Origin of the sequence: Pseudomonas sp. NyZ480 (assembly GCF_029537255.1) — a bacterium.
Taxonomy (GTDB): domain Bacteria; phylum Pseudomonadota; class Gammaproteobacteria; order Pseudomonadales; family Pseudomonadaceae; genus Aquipseudomonas; species Aquipseudomonas taiwanensis.
The window spans coordinates 2456331-2479353 of the sequence record NZ_CP120626.1; the positions used below are offsets into that span (position 1 = coordinate 2456331).

Annotated in this window: 17 protein-coding genes; 10 read left to right on the top strand and 7 right to left on the bottom strand. The window is 62.4% G+C overall.

Annotated features, from left to right (window positions below):
* Positions 1-125 precede the first annotated feature (125 nt).
* From P3R38_RS11285 to P3R38_RS11310, 6 genes are all read right to left on the bottom strand, one after another.
* Positions 126-908: an amino acid ABC transporter ATP-binding protein gene (locus tag P3R38_RS11285; protein WP_023380336.1), complete on the bottom strand. Its 783-nt coding sequence runs from the start codon at positions 906-908 to the stop codon at positions 126-128.
* 22 nt (positions 909-930) lie between these two features.
* Positions 931-2175, bottom strand: a complete 1245-nt coding sequence (locus P3R38_RS11290; protein WP_023380337.1) for an FAD-binding oxidoreductase — start codon at positions 2173-2175, stop codon at positions 931-933.
* 16 nt (positions 2176-2191) lie between these two features.
* Positions 2192-2902 (bottom strand): ABC transporter permease subunit, encoded by a 711-nt coding sequence (locus P3R38_RS11295; protein WP_023380338.1) that lies wholly within the window; start codon positions 2900-2902, stop codon positions 2192-2194.
* Entirely contained in the window at positions 2899-3618 is a 720-nt protein-coding gene (locus P3R38_RS11300) for an ABC transporter permease subunit (protein WP_023380339.1), read from the bottom strand. The genes P3R38_RS11295 and P3R38_RS11300 overlap by 4 nt, the downstream gene beginning before the upstream one ends.
* Before the next feature lie 131 nt (positions 3619-3749).
* Positions 3750-4502 (bottom strand): transporter substrate-binding domain-containing protein, encoded by a 753-nt coding sequence (locus tag P3R38_RS11305; protein WP_023380340.1) that lies wholly within the window; start codon positions 4500-4502, stop codon positions 3750-3752.
* 21 nt (positions 4503-4523) lie between these two features.
* Complete coding sequence (locus tag P3R38_RS11310) at positions 4524-5396, bottom strand: MurR/RpiR family transcriptional regulator (protein WP_023380341.1); 873 nt, start codon at positions 5394-5396, stop codon at positions 4524-4526.
* Between the two features lie 142 nt (positions 5397-5538).
* On the opposite strand from P3R38_RS11310, the gene P3R38_RS11315 reads away from it, so the two are divergent.
* From P3R38_RS11315 to P3R38_RS11360, 10 genes are all read left to right on the top strand, one after another.
* On the top strand, positions 5539-6564 hold the full coding sequence (locus P3R38_RS11315) for an Ldh family oxidoreductase (RefSeq protein WP_277687144.1): 1026 nt from the start codon (positions 5539-5541) through the stop codon (positions 6562-6564).
* A 260-nt stretch (positions 6565-6824) separates the two neighbouring features.
* Positions 6825-8018: an amino acid aminotransferase gene (locus tag P3R38_RS11320; RefSeq protein ID WP_277687145.1), complete on the top strand. Its 1194-nt coding sequence runs from the start codon at positions 6825-6827 to the stop codon at positions 8016-8018.
* Between the two features lie 196 nt (positions 8019-8214).
* Positions 8215-8955: an RHS repeat-associated core domain-containing protein gene (locus P3R38_RS25110; RefSeq protein ID WP_023380344.1), complete on the top strand. Its 741-nt coding sequence runs from the start codon at positions 8215-8217 to the stop codon at positions 8953-8955.
* A 186-nt stretch (positions 8956-9141) separates the two neighbouring features.
* Positions 9142-10422, top strand: coding sequence for a serine/threonine transporter (locus P3R38_RS11330; RefSeq protein WP_023380345.1), 1281 nt, complete (start codon positions 9142-9144; stop codon positions 10420-10422).
* 168 nt (positions 10423-10590) lie between these two features.
* Positions 10591-11091 (top strand): thiol peroxidase, encoded by a 501-nt coding sequence (tpx, locus tag P3R38_RS11335; RefSeq protein ID WP_023380346.1) that lies wholly within the window; start codon positions 10591-10593, stop codon positions 11089-11091.
* Between the two features lie 271 nt (positions 11092-11362).
* Positions 11363-12643, top strand: a complete 1281-nt coding sequence (locus tag P3R38_RS11340; RefSeq protein ID WP_023380347.1) for an MdtA/MuxA family multidrug efflux RND transporter periplasmic adaptor subunit — start codon at positions 11363-11365, stop codon at positions 12641-12643.
* Positions 12640-15738, top strand: coding sequence for an MdtB/MuxB family multidrug efflux RND transporter permease subunit (locus P3R38_RS11345; RefSeq protein WP_027907606.1), 3099 nt, complete (start codon positions 12640-12642; stop codon positions 15736-15738). Before P3R38_RS11340 ends, P3R38_RS11345 begins: the two co-directional genes overlap by 4 nt.
* Positions 15735-18842, top strand: coding sequence for an efflux RND transporter permease subunit (locus tag P3R38_RS11350; protein WP_277687146.1), 3108 nt, complete (start codon positions 15735-15737; stop codon positions 18840-18842). The genes P3R38_RS11345 and P3R38_RS11350 overlap by 4 nt, the downstream gene beginning before the upstream one ends.
* Entirely contained in the window at positions 18839-20326 is a 1488-nt protein-coding gene (locus P3R38_RS11355; protein WP_023380350.1) for an efflux transporter outer membrane subunit, read from the top strand. Before P3R38_RS11350 ends, P3R38_RS11355 begins: the two co-directional genes overlap by 4 nt.
* Before the next feature lie 169 nt (positions 20327-20495).
* Positions 20496-22583, top strand: coding sequence for an EAL domain-containing protein (locus tag P3R38_RS11360; protein WP_023380351.1), 2088 nt, complete (start codon positions 20496-20498; stop codon positions 22581-22583).
* Here the strand turns inward: P3R38_RS11360 and P3R38_RS11365 are convergent.
* On the bottom strand, positions 22580-22840 hold the full coding sequence (locus P3R38_RS11365) for a DUF1652 domain-containing protein (RefSeq protein WP_027907608.1): 261 nt from the start codon (positions 22838-22840) through the stop codon (positions 22580-22582). The genes P3R38_RS11360 and P3R38_RS11365 overlap by 4 nt on opposite strands.
* Between the last annotated feature and the right edge of the window lie 183 nt (positions 22841-23023).

Below are 23023 nucleotides of genomic sequence, written 5' to 3' on the forward strand. Positions count from 1 at the left end.
AGGTGAGGTCAATTATATTTAACGATGCAGTCGGCTCATTGCAGCCGTGCAATGAATCGCCGCCAATTCGGCGCCGGCAAAGGCTCCGCAACCCCAGCAGGCATCGGCTTGCCGACGATCAGGCCTCAATGCAGTATCTGCGCAAGGAACGCCTTGGCTCGCGCAGTGCGTGGCTGGCCGAAAAAGACCTCTGGCGGGCTGTCTTCGATGATCTGACCACCTTCAAGGAACAGCACGCGCTCGGCGACCTGCCGGGCAAAGCCCATCTCGTGGGTCACGCACAACATGGTCATGCCCGTGCCAGCCAGTTGTACCAGCACATCCAGCACCTCGGCGACCATCTCCGGGTCGAGCGCCGAGGTCGGTTCGTCGAACAGCATGATCCGCGGCTTCATGCACAGTGCACGGGCAATCGCAACCCGTTGTTGCTGGCCGCCGGAAAGCTGGCTGGGGTACTTGTGCGCCTGGCTCTCGATGCCGACCTTGCTCAGGTACATCCGCGCGCGTTCCTCGGCGTCCTTGCGTGACAGCCCGCGCACGCTGGTGGGGGCCAGCAGGCAGTTGTCGAGCACGCTCATGTGCGGAAACAGGTTGAAGTGCTGGAATACCATGCCAATTTCGCTACGCACCTGGGCAGCTTGCCGGCTGGTCGCAGCAAGGTCGGTGCCGTCGACCCGAATGGTGCCTTGCTCGGCCACCTCCAGACGGTTGATGCAACGGATCAGGGTCGACTTGCCCGAGCCGGATGGGCCGCACAGGACTATGCGCTCGCCTTCGCGCACCTTGAGGTTGATGTCACGCAATACATGGAAGGCGCCGTAATGCTTGTTCAAGCCCTCGATGCTGATCAGCGTTGGACGCGGATCGGGTTCAGGAGCAAGGCTGGCAACGCTCAGGGGGGCGGTCATATTGTTGTTCTCCCGCGTGGGTTCAGTCGAAACGTGCAGCGCTGTAAGGCGCAGGGTCGGTGAATGGCCGTTCGCCGGTGACCATCTCGGCCAGCAGGCGGCCGCTGACCGGGCCCAGGGTCAGGCCATGGTGGGCATGGCCGAAGTTGAACCACAGCCCTTTGTGCCTTGGCGCAGGCCCGATCACCGGACGCATGTCCGGCAGGCAGGGGCGACGACCGAGCCAAGGGCTGTCGTCCAGGCGCTCGCCGAGGGCCGGGAACAGTTGGCGGGCCAGGATTTCGCAGCGCCTTAGTTGGATTTCATTGCCCGGCGCGTCGCTGGCGGCGAACTCGATGCCGGTGGTCAGGCGCACGCCTCGGGCCATCGGTGCCAGCACGTAGCCGCCTTGTGTATCGCAGATCGCATGTTCGAGCTGTGCACCGTCACGGGTGCCGTAGTGCATGTGGTAGCCGCGCTTGATACCCAGCGGGATGCGGTAACCCAACCGCTCGTAGACTTGGGCGGATTGCGGGCCGAGGCAGGCGACGACTTCGTCGGCGGTGATCGGGCCGCGCTGGCTGTTCACCTGCCAGCGACCTGCGACCTGGCTCAGGCTGCGTGCATCGCCATGCAGGAACTGCCCGCCGCGCTGGACGAATAGCGCGGCGTAACCCTGGGTGAGGGCGCCGGGGTTGTTCACGGTTTTCGGGTCGAGCCAATGAATGCCACCGACCACCGCGCTGTCGAGCTGATGCTCTCGCGCCTGCAACTGGCCGCGCTCGAGAATCTCGTACTGCAGACCATAGCGGGCAAGCCCCCTGATCTCGGCCTTGGCCTGTTCGAACAGGGCCGGGTCGCGGTACACCTCGATCCAGCCTTTGGCTTGCACCAGCCCTTCGAGGCCAGCAGCACCGATCAACGCGTCATGCTCTTCGACGCAGCGCTGCACCAGCGGCAGCATGTCGGCGGCCGCGCCCGCCAGACGCCCAGGAGCCGACTGGCGCCAGTAACGCAGCAGCCATGGCGCTGCCTTGGGCAGGTGCAGCAGGCTGTAGCGAACATCGGGCTGGCGGTTCAGGCCATAACGCAGCAGAGCGCCCAGTTGGCGGGGGAACGCGTAGGGGATCACGCTCGAGCGCTCGATCAGGCCCGCGTTGCCGTGGCTGGTACCGCTGCCGGGTTCGTCGCGGTCGATCAGGATCACCTGGCGACCACGCGCTTGCAGGTGCAGCGCGGTGCTGACGCCGACGATACCGGCGCCGAGGACAAGGGTCTGGCAATGCATGGAACGTATCCTTCCGTCAGTTCAAGTGGCGGCCCAGGCGGGCTTCCAGGTGTTTGAGCAGGCGCCGTACCAGTTCCACGATCACCAGGTAGAGCACAGCGGCCCACAGGTAGATCTGGAAGTCGAAGCTGCGCGAGAAGGCCAGCTTGGTCACGCCCATCAGGTCGTAGATGGTCACCAGCGAAGCGATGGCGCTGGCCTTGATCATCAGGATCAACTCGTTGCCCAGCGGGCCGATGGCCACCAGCAGCGATTGCGGCAGGATCACCTTGAAGAAGGTGGTCGAGCGTTTCAGGCTCAAGGCTCGCGCGGCTTCGTACTGCCCTGGGGCGACCGCCATCAGGCTGCCGCGGAAGATTTCGGCTTGGTACGCCGCGGTGTTCAGGGTGAAGGCCAGCAGGGTGCAGAACCACGCCTCGCGGAAGAACCACCACAGCCCTACGTCCTGCCAGAAGCCTTTGAGCGAACCCAGGCCGTAATAAAGTAGGAACAGCTGCGCGAGCAGCGGCGAACCCCGGAAAAAATAGATGTAGCCAGCGGCCATGCGCTGCAACAACAGGCTGTGTGACATCCTCGCCAATGCCAGCAGCAAGCCAAGGACGGCGCCCAGACTGAAGGAGATGGCCACCAGTTTCGCGGTCACCAGCAGGCCATCGACGAAGCGTGGCCCGTAGCGCTCCAGCAGGTCAGGGTCTAGTACCAGGCCCAGCAGTTGTTCGAAGCTCATGCCCGTGCTCCTTGCAGATGTCGGTTGCAGCGTCGTTCGATCCAGGCGAATACCCGCCCCGACAATGCCGAGAACAGCAGGTAGCCCACGCAGGCAACGCCATAGAAGAACATCGGCTCTTTGGTCACGCTGACTGCCAGATTGGTCTGGCGCATCAGGTCGACCAGGGAAATGGTCGAGACCAGCGAGGTGTCCTTGAGCAACGACAGCCAGTTGTTGGAAAGGCCGGGCAGGGCGATGCGCGTCAGTTGCGGCAGCACCACCTTGAAGAACGCCGTGCGCTTGCCCAGGCCCAGGGCCGAGCAGGCCTCCAACTGGCCTTTGGGCAGGGTCTTGAAAGCGGCCAGCCAGATCTCGCTGGAGAACGCCGCGAATACCAGGCTGAAGGCGACCATGGCGGCCAGGAAGGTGTTGATCAGGAACTCACCTTCATAGCCCATGGCTGTCAGGATCTTTTGCGCGGCGATCTGGCAGCCGTAATAGATGATGAGCAGGGTGAGCAGTTCGGGCAGCCCACGAAACACGGTGGAAAAGGTGGTCGCCCAGGCTCTTGGCAGGCGTTTGCGAGAACGCGCAGCCATGGCCACGCCAAGGCCCAGCGGCAGGCCGATGGGCAGGCAGGCCAGGGCCAGCGAAACAGTGACCAGGGCACCGGCCAGCAGGGCCTGGCCCCAGCCTCCGCTGGCGAACGACAGAAGTGACAATTGGTCGAGCATGACAAGCCCTCACGCGGGATCACTTACCCTCCCTGCAGGACCGGGTTTATCCGCGAAAGTGCCAGCAACAGCGGCACCTGTCGCCCGGTCGGGCGCATTCGCGGGCAAACCCGCTCCCACAGGGCAGCAGGTCAGTTGTAGATGTCGAAGTCGAAGTACTTGCTGGCGATCTTCTGATAAGTGCCGTTGGCGACGATCTCGGCCAGGGCGGTATTCAATCGCTGGCGAAGCGCATCGTCGTCCTTGCGCACCGCGATGGCGGCGTCGGCCTTGGTCCCGGCCACATCACCGAGGATCTTGCAGCAATCCTTGCCATTTTTGTTGACCCACTCCTGCAGCGGGAACTTGTCGGCGATCACCCCGTCCAGGCGGCCGGCTGCCAGGTCGGCGTTGGCCTCGTCCATGGTTGGATAGAGCTTCACCTCGGCGCCGGCCTTGGCGTAAACGTCCTCGGCGTAGATCGCCTGGGTGGAGGAGGACTGGGCGCCCACGGTGTAACCTTCGAACGTGGTCTGGGCGTCGTCGATCTTGCTGTCCTTGGCCACGGCGACGGCCAGCGGCGTACGGTAGTAGTGGTCGGTGAAGGCGATCTTTTTGCGGCGCTCTTCGGTGTCGATCATCGAGGCGACCACGGCATCGTACTTGCGCGCCATCAACGCCGGAATGATGCCTTCCCAGTCTTGTGCCACCAGGGTGCACTCGACTTTCATCTGTTCGCACAAGGCGTAGGTAATGTCGATGTCGAAACCGTGCAGCTTGTTATCGGCGTCGACATAGTTGAAGGGCGGGTAGCCGCCCTCGGTGGCGAAGCGCACGGTTTCGGCACTGGCAGCACCCGCCAGCAGCAGGGCACACGCACCCACCATAGCCATGGTCTTGTTCATCTCGCACCTCTTGCACTCTTGCTATTGTTGTTTGCCCGACGGCCACGAGGTGTAGCCGACGAACTCGTTATGTAGAGCGGCAGTTGCTTCCAAGCGTCTTTCAACATCCGGTCCGAGCTTCTTGCAGACCTCGTTGACCATCAGGTGCACCCACGACAGCATGGGGGCAGTAGATTCCCAGAACAGATTGAACTCGGTAGGTACGCGGAACACTTCGTCGGCGTGGGCATCTGCCCAGTCGCAGAAGGTATCGGTCACCAGGGTGACGGGTATGCCGGCGGCCCGTGCCTTCTGGCACAGCAGCAGGGCGTGGCGTGAATAACGGCGGGCCTCGAACACCACCAGGGCGCTCTGTTCGGCGGGCCCGAGCAGCACTTCGCCGAAGTGCCCGGCGCTGCCATCGACCTGTTGCACGCCATCGCGTAGGTATTGCAGCAGGTGGGTCATGCACAGGGCGACGCCGCGCTCGGTCTGGAAGCCGGCGATGAATACCCGTGGTTTCTGCGCCAGGCGCTGGGCGACCTGGTGCCAGGCGTCGGTCTGACGATACTCGTGGACCCGTACCAAGGCGGCCATTTCCAGCTCCAGGCTGCCAGAGATATCGCTGGGGTCATGGTTCTGGCGGTATTCTTGCAGACGATCACCCACCAGCCAGGGGCCGTCGCCCAGGTCGCTTTGCAGATCTTGCTTGAGCGCTTTGAGGTGAGGGTAACCGAGGGCGCGGCAGAAACGGCCGACACTGGATTCGCTGACACCCAGCTTGGCAGCGATGCTGGCCGAAGTCTGGAATGGCAGTTCGTGCAGATTGGCGAGCATGTACGTGGCGATCTTGCGGCCTGAGGCAGCGGCCCCTTGCAGGCTGTTTTCCAGGCGTTGCTTGATCGGTTGGCTCATGCTGTGGCTCCCGGTGAGGCGTGGAAAAGAAAATGGATGTTTTCTGTCATCAAGTCAACATTTGACAGGTAGCTGTCACTTGCAGGAAAGTTTTTGTCGTTGCCAACGCTGTAGCCACTCCAAATCCAATAAGGAGCTTCAGATGTCCGCACCCTCCACCAGCCCCGTCGTGCGTGTGCCTTTCGCCGAGTTGCAGGCGCTGTTGCAAGCGATTTTCCAGCGCCACGGTTGCAGTGAGGCAGTGGCCGAAGTGCTGGCCCACAATTGTGCCAGCGCCCAGCGCGACGGCGCCCATAGCCACGGGGTGTTCCGTATTCCGGGGTATGTCTCGACACTGGCCAGCGGCTGGGTCGATGGCCGCGCAACACCGCAGGTCACCGATGTCGCCTCCGGTTATGTCCAGGTGGATGCGGCGGGCGGTTTTGCCCAGCCCGCCTTGGCAGCCGCACGTGCGCTGCTGGTGAAAAAGGCCCGCAGTGCCGGAATCGCCGTGTTGGCAATCCACAACTCGCACCATTTCGCGGCCCTGTGGCCGGATGTCGAGCCGTTCGCCGAGGAAGGCCTGGTTGCACTGAGCGTGGTCAACAGCATGACCTGTGTGGTGCCCCATGGCGCACGCAAGCCGTTGTTCGGTACTAACCCCATCGCCTTCGCTGCTCCGTGCGCCGACCATGACCCCATCGTCTTCGACATGGCCACCAGCGCCATGGCCCACGGCGATGTGCAAATCGCCGCCCGTGCCGGCCAACAGTTGCCTGAAGGCATGGGGGTCGATGCCAATGGGCAGCCAACCACCGACCCGAAGGCCATGCTCGAGGGCGGGGCGTTGTTGCCGTTCGGTGGACACAAGGGCTCGGCACTGTCGATGATGGTCGAGCTGCTGGCGGCGGCCCTGACCGGAGGTAACTTTTCCTGGGAGTTCGATTGGTCCAAGCACCCTGGGGCCAAGACCCCATGGACCGGGCAGTTGATCATCGTCATCGACCCCAGCAAGGCCGAAGGCGAACGGTTTGCCCAGCGCAGCCGTGAGCTGGTCGAGCAGATGCAGGCCGTGGGGTTGACGCGCATGCCTGGCGAGCGCCGCTACCGCGAGCGAGAAATGGCCGATGAGCAAGGGGTGGCGTTGACGCAGTGTGAGTGGGAGTCCCTTCAGGGAATGATTGGCTGAGCGGGTTCGAGGCCAAGGTTGCTTCGTCGCGAGCAAGGCTCGCTCCTACCTGGTCGTGTCGCACAGGCATGGCGGGACAGGGGCGAACCTTGCTCGCCATCACCGCGCAGGTGGCGTTCGATCCAAAGGGCGAAGAAAACGCTCCCGTCATGCAATCTTGCATAGACAACCTTGCACGATAGGTGATGTTTCTTGGCCCCGACTCCGGGTATCCTCAGGGCAGCCTTTCCGAACTGTCCTGATCCAAGGAGCTGCACGCTGTGTTCAAACATGTCGATGCCTATGCCGGCGACCCGATCCTCTCGTTGATGGAGACCTTCAAGGCCGACCCACGCGCCGATAAGGTCAACCTGAGTATCGGCCTGTACTACGATGAGGCCGGCGTGGTGCCGCAATTGGCGGCTGTGGATGCGGTGGAAAAACGCATCGCGGGCCAGGACCACGAAGCCTCGCTGTACCTGCCGATGGAAGGCCTGGCCAGCTACCGTCAGGCCATCCAGGCGCTGCTGTTCGGTGCTGACCACCCGGCCGTCACCGGCAAGCGTGTGGCCACCGTGCAGACCGTCGGTGGTTCCGGCGCGCTGAAAGTCGGTGCCGACTTCCTCAAACGCTACTTCCCAGGCTCCGAAGTCTGGGTCAGCAACCCGACCTGGGATAACCACCGTGCCATCTTCGAAGGTGCCGGTTTCAAGGTCCACACCTATCCGTACTTCGACCAGGCCACCCGTGGCGTGGACTTCGCCGGCATGCTCGCCACCCTGCAGACCCTGCCGGAAAACAGCATCGTCCTGCTGCACCCATGCTGCCACAACCCTACGGGTGCCGACCTGGAGCAGAACCAGTGGCAACAGGTGGTGGAAGTGGTCAAGGCGCGCAACCTGATTCCGTTCCTCGACATCGCTTACCAGGGCTTCGGCGAGGGCCTGGTGGAAGACGCCTACGCCATCCGTGAAATGGCCCGCGCCGGCGTGCCGTGCTTGGTCAGCAACTCGTTCTCGAAGATCTTCTCGCTGTATGGCGAGCGGGTAGGGGGGCTGTCGGTGGTCTGCGACGACGAAGCCACCACCCAGAGCGTGCTCGGCCAGCTCAAGGCCACCGTGCGCCGCAACTACTCCAGCCCGCCCAACTTCGGTGCCCAGTTGGTGGCCGGCGTGCTCGGCGACCCGGCCCTCAACGCCCAGTGGGTCGCGGAAGTCGAAGTCATGCGCAAGCGCATCCTCGACATGCGTCAGGCCCTGGTGGACGCCTTGGCGGTATTGCTGCCGGGCCAGGACTTCCAGTTCTTCCTGCGCCAGCGCGGCATGTTCAGCTACACCGGCTTCAGCGTCGAGCAGGTGCGTCGCCTGCGTGACGAGTTCGGGGTGTACCTGATCGACAGCGGCCGTGTGTGCATGTCGGGCCTGCGCCCGGCCAACCTGCAACGGGTTGCCGAAGCGTTCGCTGCTGTTCAGTAAAGAATCGAAGCATAAGCCGCCTTCAAAATTCTATTGAGGGCGGTTTCATCGGTGAATCTTGGCGCGGTCATACCGATCACTCAGTCTGCACAAATGCTGCACAGGGTAATTTCTGACTGCCTTCCAACCTAGTAAAACTGATAGTTTCTACCTTGATCTTGCGCTGGTATACATATCTACTTTCTGAGGAGTGGATATGAAAACGGTACCAGATAGGCGCGTTTACAATTGCTATGGTTACTGCGCAAACGTCAGTTCTGAACTTTTGGGTTTTTGTGGGTATCCTCAAGATCCGATCACGCTCTGTCATTTTCTTGGTAATGGCTATCGAGCTTATAGCCCAGGATTAATGCGATTTTTATTCAGTGATGATGCTAGTCCTTTCGGGGAGGGTGGCATCAATTCTTATTGCTACTGCGGCGGCGACCCTATAAATCGAATTGACTCATCGGGGCGGAGCTGGCATGGCGCTCTGACTTTTAAGCGAGTGAAAGCTCAGGCAGATTTTGAAGTGTTTGACACTAAAATGCTTAGATATTTTAATAGAAAGGTCAAGGTTGCCAAATTATCCCCTGCGTTCAAAAACGAGTTGAAAAATACACGTTCAGCTGAGCTGGATGCGGCTTCATTCGGAGAGATCTCGGCGCTCGTCGATTATCGTTCCATTCAAAATGCCAAACGCGCTTACTTGCTAATGGCGGACGGAAGTCAGCCCTCGCCTGAGCCGAGAGGAATGTTTAGTTCTCATTATGGCATGATAATAAGCGCACGAAGAAAACTTGAGAATTCGTTGTCGCCAATAGAAACTCCTGCGGGAAATGGGCGCGCTTTAAGGAGGGCGCATGATGAGAATATTAAGGCGTTTAATATTGTGGCCGATAAGGCCAGATTGCTCAGGGACGTACAAGGTCTTGAGCTTTCACGTAAGCGGTGTTGATGGATGTATGACGTAAGAGCTGCTGAGGATGCGTTACTCTGAGGTGCAACCGTCCCTCGGACGGGGCTTCCCCAAGTGCAACCTTTGCAGGCACAATCGCGCCCCTCTTTTCCGGTTGAGTTGGGCGAAACGTCTATTTCGCCATTCTCAGCCTGTTGCAGTCTTGCGAGTGGAGCTTCACCCGGAATGAATGAGCAGGCCCCAAGCGTTGAACAACGCTTTGCAGAATCGACCCCCGCCACCCTCGGCAGCTGGTCGCGTCACGACACCACCTGGATGCTGGGCCTGTTCGGCACAGCCATCGGCGCTGGAACCCTGTTCCTGCCGATCAACGCAGGCCTCGGCGGTTTCTGGCCGTTGCTGATCCTCGCCGCGTTGGCGTTCCCCATGACGTATTTCGCCCACCGTGGCCTGACCCGTTTCGTGCTGTCGGGGCGCAACGGTGGCGATATCACCGAAGTGGTGGAAGAGCATTTCGGGCTCAAAGCCGGTGCCCTGATCACCGTGCTTTACTTCTTCGCCATCTTTCCGATCCTGCTTATCTACAGCGTGGCGTTGACCAACACGGTGAGCAGCTTCATGGAGCACCAGTTGCACATGACCCCGCCGCCACGCGCGATCCTCTCGTTCGTGCTGATCCTCGGCCTGCTGGCCATCGTCCGTTGCGGTGAGCAGGCCACGGTCAAGGTCATGAGCCTGCTGGTCTATCCGTTCATCGTCGCCCTGGCGCTGCTGGGCCTTTACCTGGTGCCGCACTGGACCGGCGGTATCCTGGACAGTGCCAACCAGGTGCCGTCCGGTTCGGCCTTCCTGCACACCGTGTGGCTGGCGATTCCGGTGATGGTGTTCTCGTTCAACCACTCGCCCATCATTTCCGCGTTCGCGGTGGACCAGAAGCGTCGCTACGGTGAGCACGCCGACGAGCGCAGCGGCCAGATCCTGGCCCGTGCCCACCTGCTGATGGTGGCCATGGTGCTGTTCTTCGTCTTCAGCTGCGTGCTGACCCTTAGCAGCGCCCAGCTGGCCGAAGCCAAGGCGCAGAACTTGTCGATCCTCTCGTACCTGGCCAACCACTTCAGCAACCCGACCATCGCCTTTGCCGCGCCGCTGATCGCCTTCATCGCCATCGCCAAGTCGTTCCTGGGGCACTACATCGGTGCCAGCGAAGGCCTCAAGGGCATCATCGCCAAGGCTGGCCTGCGCCCCGGCGCCAAGACCCTGGATCGCGTGGTCGCCGCGCTGATGCTGGTGGTGTGCTGGATCGTCGCCACGCTCAACCCGAGCATCCTCGGCATGATCGAGTCGCTGGGCGGCCCGATCATCGCGGTACTGCTGTTCCTGATGCCGATGTACGCCATCCGTCGCGTGCCGTCGATGCGCAAGTACAGCGGGGCGCTGTCCAACGTCTTCGTCGTTGTGGTCGGCCTGGTCGCACTGACCTCGGTGGTCTACGGCCTGCTGGGCTAATCCACCGCCAAAACTAAAAATGTCCGGATGGTCTGTGGCCATCCGGACATTTTTTTGTCCACAAGAATTGTCCGGCAATAAAACAATTTCTCCGCCACCCATAGGCACCCGGCTGCCTTCATGCTTAACTCAGTGTCCTTTTCAAACCCCGCATAAGGATTTCTGCCCATGGCTCAAGTGACTCTCAAAGGCAACCCGGTTCAGGTGAACGGCGAGCTGCCAAAAGTCGGTGCCCAGGCTCCCGCTTTCTCGCTGGTCGCTGGCAATCTGGCCGACACCTCGCTGAAGGACTTCGCCGGCAAGCGTAAGGTGCTGAACATCTTCCCAAGCGTCGACACGCCAACCTGCGCCACCTCCGTGCGTAAGTTCAACGCCCAGGCCAACGACGTCGCCAACACCGTGGTGCTGTGCATCTCCGCCGACCTGCCATTCGCCCAGGCGCGTTTCTGTGGTGCCGAAGGCCTGGAAAACGTGAAGAACCTGTCGACCCTGCGCGGCCGCGAGTTCCTGGAGAACTATGGCGTAGCCATCGCCGATGGCCCGCTGGCTGGCCTGGCCGCCCGCGCCGTGGTAGTGCTGGACGAAAATGACAACGTGCTGCACAGCGAGCTGGTTGGCGAAATCGCTGACGAGCCGAACTACGCGGCGGCGCTGGCGGTTCTGAAGTAAACGCTGCGTGGGGGCAGGCCGTTGTGGCCTGCTCCGGCCCTGTCGCCGGCACCTGACATCGCAGTGCTTGCAGGCGCCCGGTACTAGGGCTTCAAGCAATACCCTGTAAACGGCCCGGAACGCGTTCCGGGCCGTTTTCATTTAAAGTTCAGCATCTTGGCAACGTCAGCCGAAGGTAAACCTCTGGTAAAGGGCCTTTGCTAAAACGAAGCCAGTGCTTATCGTTCAAACTTTCCAAGCCGTCCTTTTCTGAACAAGGTTCGTTCAATCCATGCAAGCTTCTGTCTCCCGTTCCCCCCGTCGCTGGCTCGTTGGCCTGCTGATCCTGCTGCTGGTGGCCCTGCTGGCCTGGTGGTTGTGGCCTGCAACGCCGGCACATAAAGAGGCCGGTGGTGGTCGCATGGGCATGGGAATGGGCAAGGGGCGCCCAGGCTTCGGTGCATCCACCGACCCGGTGCCGGTGCGGGTCGAACCGGTGCGGGTTGGCGACTTCCCGCTCTACTACAAAGCCCTCGGCACGGTAACGGCGACCAACACGGTCAATGTGCGTAGCCGGGTTGCAGGCGAACTGGTGAAGATCCACTTCAAGGAAGGCCAGCAGGTCAAGGCCGGTGACCTGCTCGCTGAAATCGACCCGCGCAGCTACCGCATCGCCTTGCAGCAGGCTGAAGGCACCCTGGCGCAAAACCAGGCGCAACTGAAGAACGCCCAGGTCGACCTGGCGCGTTACAAAGGTTTGTACGCCGAAGACAGCATCGCCAAGCAGACCCTGGATACCGCCGAAGCCCAGGTCGCGCAGTTCCAGGGCTTGGTCAAGACCAACCAGGCGCAGGTCAACGATGCCCGTTTGAACCTCGATTTCACCCAGATTCGTGCGCCGATCAGCGGCCGTGTAGGCCTGCGCCAGCTCGACCTGGGCAACCTGGTCGCCGCCAATGACACCACGGCCCTGGTGGTCATCACCCAGACCGAACCGATCAGTGTCACGTTCACCTTGCCGGAAACCGAACTGAGCAGGGTGCTCGAGCGCTACCGCAGTGGCGCCAGCCTGCCCGTCGAGGCCTGGGACCGCAGCGACAGCAAGCTGCAATCGACTGGCGTGCTGGGCAGCCTGGACAACCAGATTGATACCACCACTGGAACCCTCAAGTTCAAAGGCCGTTTCGAGAACAAGGACCAAGCCTTGTTCCCCAACCAGTTCGTCAACGTGCGCCTGCTGGCCGACACCCTCAAACAGGTGGTGCTTGCCCCTGCAGCGGCCATCCAGTTCGGAAACGATGGCACCTTCGCCTACGTCGTCAATGCCGATAACAAAGTCAACATCCGCAAGCTGAAGGTCGGCGCCAGCGACGGCGAGCACAGCGTGATCCTCGAAGGCCTGGCCGCAGGCGACCGACTGGTGCTCGAAGGTACCGACCGCCTGCGAGAAGGCACCCAGGTGGAGGTGGTGGAAGACAGCTCGCAGGTCCCCACCACGCCCGGTCAGCACCTGCAGGGCCAGGATGCCAAAGGTTCGGCCCAGGCGGGTGAAGCAGGCAAGGCGGGCGCATGAACCTCTCGCGCCTGTTCATCCTGCGCCCGGTCGCAACCACGCTGAGCATGCTGGCCATCGTCCTGGCCGGCCTGATTGCCTACAAACTGCTGCCGGTCTCGGCCTTGCCCCAGGTCGATTACCCGACCATCCGGGTCATGACCCTGTATCCCGGTGCCAGCCCTCAGGTCATGACCAGCGCGGTCACCGCACCGCTGGAGCGCCAGTTCGGCCAGATGCCAGGCCTTACCCAGATGGCCTCGACCAGCTCGGGTGGGGCTTCGGTGCTGACCCTGCGCTTCAGCCTGGACATGAACATGGACGTTGCCGAGCAACAGGTGCAGGCCGCGATCAACGCCGCCAACAACCTGCTGCCCAGCGACCTGCCTGCACCGCCGGTGTACAACAAGGTCAACCCCGCGGACACCCCGGTGCTGACCCTGGCCATTGCCTCCAAGACCATGCCGTTGCCCAAGCTCAACGACCTGGTGGATACCCGCGTGGCGCAGAAAATCGCCCAGATCAGCGGCGTGGGCATGGTCAGCATCGCCGGCGGCCAGCGCCAGGCGGTACGTATCAAGGTCAACGTCGACGCCCTGGCTGCCAACGGCCTTAATCTCGAAGACGTGCGCACCTTGATCGGCGCGTCCAACGTCAACCAACCCAAGGGCAACTTCGATGGCCCGACCCGGGTGTCGATGCTCGATGCCAACGACCAACTGCGCTCGCCCGAGGAGTACGCCAACCTGATCCTGGCGTACAACAACGGTGCGCCACTGCGCCTCAAGGATGTCGCCGAGATCGTCGACGGCGCCGAGAACGAGCGCCTGGCCGCCTGGGCCAACGAGAACCAGGCCGTGCTGCTGAACATCCAGCGCCAGCCGGGCGCCAACGTCATCGAAGTGGTCGACCGGATCAAGCAGATGCTGCCAACGATCACCGACAACCTGCCTGCCGGCCTGGACGTTTCAGTGCTGACCGACCGCACCCAGACCATCCGCGCAGCGGTCAAGGACGTGCAGCACGAGCTGCTTATCGCCATTGTCCTGGTGGTCATGGTCACGTTCGTGTTCCTGCGTCGCGTCAGTGCAACCCTCATTCCTTCGATCGCCGTGCCGCTGTCGCTGATCGGTACCTTCGGCGTGATGTACCTGGCCGGTTTTTCGATCAACAACCTGACACTGATGGCCCTGACCATCGCCACTGGCTTCGTGGTGGACGACGCCATCGTCATGCTGGAGAACATCTCCCGTCATATCGAGGAAGGCGAACCCCCCATGCAGGCGGCGCTCAAGGGCGCCCGGCAGATCGGCTTCACCCTGGTTTCCCTGACCTTCTCGCTGATCGCGGTGCTGATCCCGCTGTTGTTCATGGCCGATGTGGTCGGCCGGCTGTTCCGTGAATTCGCCATTACCCTCGCGGTGGCGATCCTGATCTCGCTGGTGGTGTCGCTGACCCTGACCCCAATGATGTGCGCGCGCTTGCTCAAGCGTGAGCCCAAGCCTGAAGCGCAGGGCCGCTTCTATCGCGCCAGCGGCGCCTGGATCGACTGGCTGATCGCGCACTATGGTCGTGGCCTGCAATGGGTGCTCCGGCACCAGCCGCTGACCCTGCTGGTGGCGGTGGCGAGCCTGGCACTGACGGTGGTGTTGTACCTGGCAGTGCCCAAGGGCTTCTTTCCGGCCCAGGACACCGGCGTGATCCAGGGTATTTCCGAAGCTCCGCAATCGACTTCGTTCGCCGCCATGAGCGAACGCCAGCAGGCCTTGAGCAAAGTGATCCTGCAAGACCCTGCGGTGCAAAGCCTGTCATCCTACATAGGCGTGGACGGCGACAATGCCACGCTCAATAGCGGCCGTCTGCTGATCAACCTCAAGCCCCACGGCGATCGCGATGTGACTGCTGCGCAAGTCATCGAGCGCCTGCAACCGCAGCTCGACAAACTGGTGGGCATTCGCCTGTTCATGCAGCCGGTGCAAGACCTGAGCATCGAAGACAGGGTCAGCCGCACCCAGTACCAGTTCAGCTTGTCGTCGCCCGACGCCGAGTTGCTGGCGCAATGGAGCGGCAAGCTGGTCCAGGCTCTGCAGCAGCGTCCCGAACTTCAGGACGTGGCCAGCGACCTGCAGGACAAAGGCCTGCAGGTGTACCTGGTGATCGACCGCGACATGGCCAGCCGCCTTGGCATCAACGTGTCGCAAATCACCAATGCCCTGTATGACGCCTTCGGTCAGCGGCAGATCTCGACCATCTATACCCAGGCCAGCCAGTACCGTGTGGTGCTGCAGTCCCAGACCGCGGCGAGCATTGGCCCACAGGCCCTGGAGTCGATCCACGTCAAGGCTTCAGACGGTGGCCAGGTGCGGCTGTCGGCACTGGCGCGCATCGAGCAGCGCCAGGCCCAGCTGGCCATTTCGCACATTGGCCAGTTCCCGGCGGTGATGATGTCGTTCAACCTGGCCCATGGCGCGTCCCTGGGCGAGGCAGTGAAGGTGATCGAGCAGGTGCAGCAGGAGATCGGCATGCCGATTGGCGTGCAGACCCGCTTCCAGGGCGCCGCCGAAGCTTTCCAGGCCTCGCTGTCGAGCACCTTGCTGCTGATCCTGGCCGCCGTGGTGACCATGTACATCGTGCTGGGCGTGCTCTACGAGAGTTACATCCACCCGATAACCATCCTCTCGACCCTGCCATCGGCAGCCGTCGGTGCCTTGCTGGCGCTGATCCTGAGCGGCAACGACCTGGGTATGATCGCCATCATCGGCATCATCTTGCTCATCGGCATCGTCAAGAAGAACGCGATCATGATGATCGACTTCGCCCTCGAAGCCGAGCGCAACCAGGGCATGGCACCGCGTGACGCGATCTACCAGGCGGCGCTGCTGCGCTTCCGGCCAATCCTGATGACCACCCTGGCGGCGCTGTTCGGCGCCGTGCCGTTGATGCTGGCGACCGGTTCCGGTGCCGAGCTGCGACAACCCCTGGGCCTGGTGATGGTCGGCGGGCTGCTGGTCAGCCAGGTGCTGACGCTGTTCACCACGCCGGTCATCTACCTGTACTTCGACCGCCTGGCGCGCCGCTGGCGTCCGGTCGCTGACGTGAAGCAGGCCGAGGCATGAACCTGTCCGGACCTTTCATCCGTCGCCCCGTGGCGACCATGCTGCTGAGCCTGGCGATCATGTTGCTCGGTGGCGTCAGTTTCGGCCTGTTGCCTGTGGCACCGTTGCCGCAGATCGACTTCCCGGTGATCGTGGTACAGGCCAACCTGTCCGGTGCCAGCCCCGAAGTCATGGCGGCCACGGTCGCCACGCCGCTGGAGCGCAAGCTGGGCACCATCGCCGGCGTCACCACCCTGACCAGTAGTTCGAACCAGGGCTCGACCCGGGTGATCATCGGTTTCGAACAGGGCCGTGACATCGATGGCGCGGCGCGCGAGGTGCAGGCGGCGATCAATGCCACTCGCAACCTGCTGCCCAGTGGCATGCGCAGCATGCCCACCTACAAGAAGATCAACCCGTCCCAGGCGCCGATCATGGTGCTGTCGTTGACGTCGGATGTGCTGCAGAAAGGCCAGCTGTACGATCTTGCCGACACCATCCTGTCCCAGAGCCTGGCCCAGGTGAGTGGGGTAGGCGAGGTGCAGATCGGCGGTAGCTCGTTGCCGGCAGTGCGTATCGCGGTGGAGCCGCAACTGCTCAACCAGTACAGCCTGTCGCTGGACGAAGTGCGCACAGCGGTGGCCAATGCCAACCAGCGGCGGCCCATGGGTTTTGTCGAGGATGCCGATCGCAACTGGCAGGTGCGTGCCAACGACCAGCTGGAAAAAGCCGAGGACTACGCGCCGATCGTGATCCGGCAGGAAAATGGCACGATCCTGCGCCTGTCCGACGTGGCTACCATCACCGACGGGGTGGAGAACCGCTACAACAGCGGTTTCTTCAACGACCAGAGCGCGGTGTTGCTGGTGGTCAATCGCCAGAGCGGTGCCAACATTATCGAAACCGTCGACCAGATCAAGGCACAGCTCCCGGCGTTGGAGTCGCTGTTGCCGGCCAGCGTCAAGCTGAACGTGGCCATGGACCGCTCGCCGGTGATCAAGGCCACCTTGAAGGAGGCCGAACATACCCTGCTGATCGCCGTGGTGCTGGTGATCCTGGTGGTCTACCTGTTCCTCGGCAACCTGCGTGCTTCGCTGATTCCTAGCCTGGCGGTGCCGGTGTCGCTGGTGGGCACCTTCGCGGTCATGTACCTCTGCGGCTTCTCGCTCAACAACCTGTCGCTGATGGCGCTGATCCTGGCCACCGGTCTGGTGGTGGATGACGCGATCGTGGTGCTGGAGAACATCTCCCGGCATATCGAGGGCGGCGAACCTCCGATGCGCGCTGCGTTCCTCGGCGCCAAGGAGGTGGGGTTCACCTTGCTGTCGATGAACGTCTCGCTGGTGGCGGTGTTCGTCTCGATCCTGTTCATGGGCGGTATCGTGCGCAGCCTGTTCCTGGAGTTCTCGGTCACGCTCGCGGCGGCAATCATCGTCTCGCTGGTGGTTTCCCTGACCCTGACGCCGATGCTCTGCGCCCGCTGGCTCAAGGCGCAGCACCGCGAGCAGACTCGCCTGCAACGCTGGAGCGACCAGCTCCACCAGGGTATGGTCGATGCCTACGATCGCAGCCTGGGCTGGGCCCTGCGCCACAAGCGACTGACCCTGATCAGCCTGTTGCTGACCATCGGGGTCAACATCGCCTTGTACGTGGTGGTGCCCAAGACCCTGATGCCGCAGCAGGATACCGGCCAGCTGATCGGCTTCATTCGCGGTGACGACGGCCTGTCGTTCAGCGTGATGCAGCCGAAGATGGAAATCTACCGACGCGCCTTGCTGGCCGATCCGGCGGTACAGAGTGTCGCCGGCTTCATCGGCGGCAACAGCGGTACCAACAATGCCATGGTGCTGGTGCGTCTAAAACCGATCGGCGAACGAAAGATCAACGCTCAGCGGGTCATCGAACGCTTGCGCAAGGAAATGCCCAGGGTGCCGGGTGGGCGACTGTTCCTGATGGCCGACCAGGACCTGCAGTTGGGCGGCGGTGGTCGCGACCAGACTTCGTCGCAGTACCTCTACACCTTGCAGAGCGGCGACCTGGCGGCGCTGCGCGAATGGTTCCCGAAAGTGGTCGCCGCCTTGCGTGCGCTGCCGGAGCTGACCGCCATCGACGCCCGTGACGGCTCGGGTACCCAGCAAGTGACCCTGGTGGTCGATCGTGACCAGGCCAAGCGCCTGGGCATCGACATGGACATGGTTACCACCGTGCTCAACAACGCCTACAGCCAGCGGCAGATCTCCACCATCTACGACAGCCTCAACCAGTACCAGGTGGTGTTGGAGATCAACCCGAAATACGCCTGGGACCCGACCACGCTCGAGCAGGTCCAGGTCATCACCGCCGACGGTGCCCGGGTACCACTGTCAACCATCGCCCGTTACGAGAACAGCCTGGCCAACGACCGGGTCAGCCACGAGGGGCAGTTCGCCTCCGAAGACATCGCGTTCGACGTCGCCGAAGGCTACAGCCCCGACCAGGCCATGAGCGCGGTGGAGCGGGCGGTGGCCAAGGTTGGCCTGCCTGAAGAGGTGATCGCCAAGCTCGGCGGTACTGCCGATGCTTTTGCCAAAACTCAGGAAGGCCAGCCACTGATGATCCTCGGCGCCCTGGTGCTGGTGTACCTGGTGCTGGGCATTCTGTATGAAAGCTACATTCACCCGTTGACCATCCTTTCGACCCTGCCTTCGGCTGGGGTTGGAGCCTTGCTCGCGCTTTACGCCACCGGTGGCGAGTTCAGTCTGATTTCGCTGCTGGGACTGTTCCTGCTGATTGGGGTGGTAAAGAAGAACGCCATCCTCATGATCGACCTGGCCTTGCAGCTTGAGCGTCACCAGGGCTTCACGCCGGAGGAGTCGATTCGACAGGCCTGCCTGTTGCGCTTGCGACCGATCCTGATGACCACTCTGGCGGCTATTCTGGGGGCCTTGCCATTGCTGCTCAGCCGCGCCGAAGGCGCTGAAATGCGCCAGCCCCTGGGCCTGACCATCATTGGCGGCCTGGTGGTCAGCCAGGTCCTGACCCTCTACACGACGCCGGTGGTATACCTGTACCTCGACCGTTTGCGTCACCGATTCAACCGTTGGCGTGGCGTGCGCACCGACGCCGCCCTGGAAACCCCGCTATGAACTTTGCCCAGACACCTCTTCACCGTGCCCTGCAGTTACTGACACGTGGGCGTGGCTCGCGCCTGGTCGGCGCGGGGCTGTGCGTGGCGCTGCTGAGTGCCTGTACCCTGAGCCCCGACTACCATCGTCCCCAGATGAGCACCCCGGTCCAGTTCAAGCAGGCCGAAGGTTGGACCCAGGCCAAGCCGTCCGATGCCATTGACCGTGGGGCGTGGTGGGAGATCTACGGCGATGCCGGGCTCAACGCGCTGGTCGAGGAGCTCAATCGCAGCAATCAGACCGTCGCCCAGTCCGAAGCCCAGTATCGTCAGGCCCAGGCGCTGGTGCGCAGCAGCCGTGCCTCGCTGTTCCCCAGCCTGGACCTGACCACCAGCAAGAACCGCTCGGCCCAGGGCACCGGTAGCAGCAGTTCGAGCTTGTCCAACAACAGCAGCGGCATCCGCAACACCTACAACGCGCAGCTGGGGGTGAGCTGGGAGATCGACCTGTGGGGCAAGTTGCGTGAAACGCTCAATGCCAATGAGGCGAGCGCTGAAGCCAGTCTTGCCGATCTGGCGGCCATTCGCCTGAGCCAGCAGTCGGAGCTGGTGCAGAACTACCTGCAACTGCGGGTCATCGACGAGCAGAAGCGCTTGCTGGAGGCCACGGTGGCCGCCTACCAGCGGTCGCTGCGGATGACCGAAAACCAGTACCGAGCGGGCGTCGCCGGGCCCGATGCGGTGGCCCAGGCCCGGACCCAGCTCAAGAGCACCCAGGCCGACCTGATCGACCTGGTGTGGCAGCGCGCCCAGTTCGAGAACGCCATTGCGGTGCTGATGGGCAAGGCCCCGGCCGAATTCAGCCTGGCTGATAACCAGTCGATACCGGCGTTGCCGGACATTCCGGTAACATTGCCGTCGCAATTGCTCGAACGTCGTCCCGACATCGCGTCGGCCGAGCGCAATGTAATGGCTGCCAACGCCAACATCGGCGTGTCTCGCGCGGCATACTTCCCCGACTTGTCCCTGAGCATGAGCGGCGGTTATTCCAGCAGCAGTTTCAGCAACTGGATCGAGCTGCCCAACCGTTACTGGTCGGTGGGGCCATCGCTGGCCATGACCCTTTTCGATGCTGGCAAACGTAGCGCCGAGGTGGATCGCACCGTGGCGGTCTATGACCAGACGGTGGCGCAGTATCGGCAGACGGTGCTCGACAGCTTCAAGGAAGTCGAGAACTACCTGGTGCAGCTCAAGGTCTACGCCGACGAAGCGGTGGTGCGTCAAGAGGCGCTGGATGCCGCGCGTGAGTCGTTGCGACTGACCGAGAACCAGTATCGTGCAGGCTTGATTGGCTATTTGGATGTGGTGAACGTGCAGACCACGGCATTGAGCAACGAGCGCAGCGTGCTCAACGTGCTGCAGGGGCGGTTGGTCGCGAGCGTCCAGCTGATTGCCGCGCTTGGCGGTGGCTGGCAGTCCGACGAGGCGTTCGCCCGGCAGGAGTGACAGGTACCGTCGCCAGCCAGCTTCTCTCTCCCGGAGCGGGCTGGCTGGCGGTCGACCTTGACAGCAGCCTGGATCCGTTCCCATTCGCAAAAACCCCGTGCGTTTCGCTAACGCTTGAGTACAATCGTCAGCTTTTTCCGGGCCCTTCGTCCCGACGCTGGAACTCCTGATGCTGACCGGTAGCTACTCTTCCTCGCTGGTGCTGATTTCGCTGTGCGTGGCGATTCTAGCGTCCTACACCGCCCTCGACCTGACGGGGCGCATCGCCACGGCCAAAGGCCGGGCTGTTCATCTGTGGATGGTGGGCGGAGCGCTGGCCATGGGTATTGGCATCTGGTCGATGCACTTCATTGGCATGCTTGCCTTCAGCCTACCTATCCAGCTGGGCTACGACTTCGGCCTCACCGCGTTCTCGCTGTTGATCGCCGTGTTGTCCTCGGCTTTCGCTTTGTGGCTGGTCAGCCAGCCGAGCCTGCCCTGGACGCAGTTGGGGTTCGGTGCACTGATCATGGGAGCCGGCATCAGCTTCATGCACTACACCGGCATGGCCGCGTTGCGCATGCTGCCAGGGATCGACTACGACCCGGTATTGTTCAGCGCATCCCTGGCCATTGCCGCGAGTGCCTCGGCGGCAGCCTTGTGGATCGCTTTCCGGCTACGCCAGCATACCCCCTATGTCCGGCATGTTCGCGGTCTGGCGGCGATCATCATGGGCTTCGCCATCGTCGGCATGCACTTCACCGGCATGGCCGCGGCGAATTTTCCCGAAGGCAGTTACTGCGGTGCGTTGGCAGAGGGGCTCAAGGGTGACGGGCTGGTCTACCTGGTGCTGATCACCACGCTGGCGGTGCTGTCGGTAGCGTTGCTCACCTCGGTGCTCGACGCCCGTCTGGAAGCGCGCACGGCCGAGCTTGCCCGCTCGCTGACACGGGCCAACCAGGAGCTGATCCAACTGGCCCTGCACGATACCCTGACCGGCTTGCCCAACCGTACACTGCTGGCCGACCGCATCGAGCAAGCCATCCGCAAGGTGGCGGAGCAGGGCGGTTGTTTTGCGCTGATGTTCATCGATCTGGACGGCTTCAAGCCGGTAAATGACGCCTTTGGTCATCATGTGGGCGATCAGCTGCTCAAGGAGGTGGCGGCGCGCCTGCGAGGCCATCTGCACAGCCAGGACACCCTGGCACGGATTGGCGGCGATGAATTCGTGCTGTTGGTGGAGCTTCAGGAACCGGACGATGCCATGGGCGTGGCGGTCAAGCAGGTCAACCTGGTATCGCGTCCCTTCCGCGTTGCCGAACATGACCTGCAATTGTCGGCAAGCCTGGGCATCGTGCTTTATCCCGGCAATGGCCAGGACCAGCACGAACTGCTGCGTAATGCCGACGCCGCGATGTATCACGCCAAGAGCGCCGGCAAGAATGGCTACAGCTTCTTCGACGTGTCGATGAACAGCAATGCCCGTCAGCAGCTGCAACTGCTCCAGGACCTGCGCGTGGCCCTTGAGCTGGGCCAGTTCCGTCTGCATTACCAGCCCAAGTTCGATGCCCAGGCCTGCCGCCCCATCGGTGCCGAGGCCCTGTTGCGCTGGGAGCACCCCCAGCACGGGCTGCTGTTGCCAGACCGCTTCATTGGCCTGGCGGAGAAGACCGGTCTGATCATTCCCATCGGCGAATGGGTGATGCAGGAAGCCTGCCGACAGATGCGCGCCTGGATGGAGCAGGGGCACGAGGACTGGCGCATTGCGGTCAACCTCTCGGCGATTCAATTCTGCCATGCCGGGCTGGTCGACAGCGTTGCCCGAGCGTTGCGCGCAAACAACCTGCCGGCCAACCGGCTGACCCTGGAAATCACCGAAACCACAGCGATGCACGATGCCGATGCCAGCCTCACGGTACTGCAGCGCCTGGCCGACATGGGGGTCGACCTGTCCATCGACGATTTCGGTACTGGCTATTCCAGCCTGATGTACCTCAAGCGCCTACCAGCCAACGAGCTGAAGATCGACCGAGGTTTTGTGCGCGACCTGGAGCAAGACAGCGACGATGCGGCCATCGTTTCGGCGATTGTCGCATTGGGTCAGGCGTTGGGCCTGCGGATCGTCGCCGAGGGAGTGGAAACCGACCGCCAGCAGGCTTTTCTGACCCGTCTGGGGTGCGATTCGTTACAGGGTTATCTGCTCGGGCAGCCGGTGCCGGCCGAGCAGTTCATGGACAAGCTGCAGGCGTTGCGTCAGGCGAGCGACGCAGTGGCTTAACCTGCGTCGCGCAGTGCCATGGCAGGCACGAACGCCTCCATCTCGGCCTCGACGGCTTCGATGATCCGTTCCACGTCGGAGGCCGCCATGATGGCTGCGCAGGGGATACCGGCAATGGCGAGCAGGGTTTGCCCCGTGGCGCGGTCGAACAGGCGGGCGACCATGCTGCGCGGTGCATCCATGCTGGCCTCGAAGCCCAGCGGATGGAAATGCCAACGCATCACCTGGCAGGCGTTTGGGAACGTCATTTTGTTCAAGCCAGCCTCCTTGTCCAGTCCTGGACGCCTCGTTTGGATGGCCGCATGCGCGGTTGCCGGGAACTTAACCATAGCACTTGGATCGCCATTGTCCCGCGCCGCTCAAGACAATTGCATGAAGGCTTGAAGGCGGTCACAGATCCGTCATGCCTACCATTGGGCTATTAACGTCCAGGCAAACGT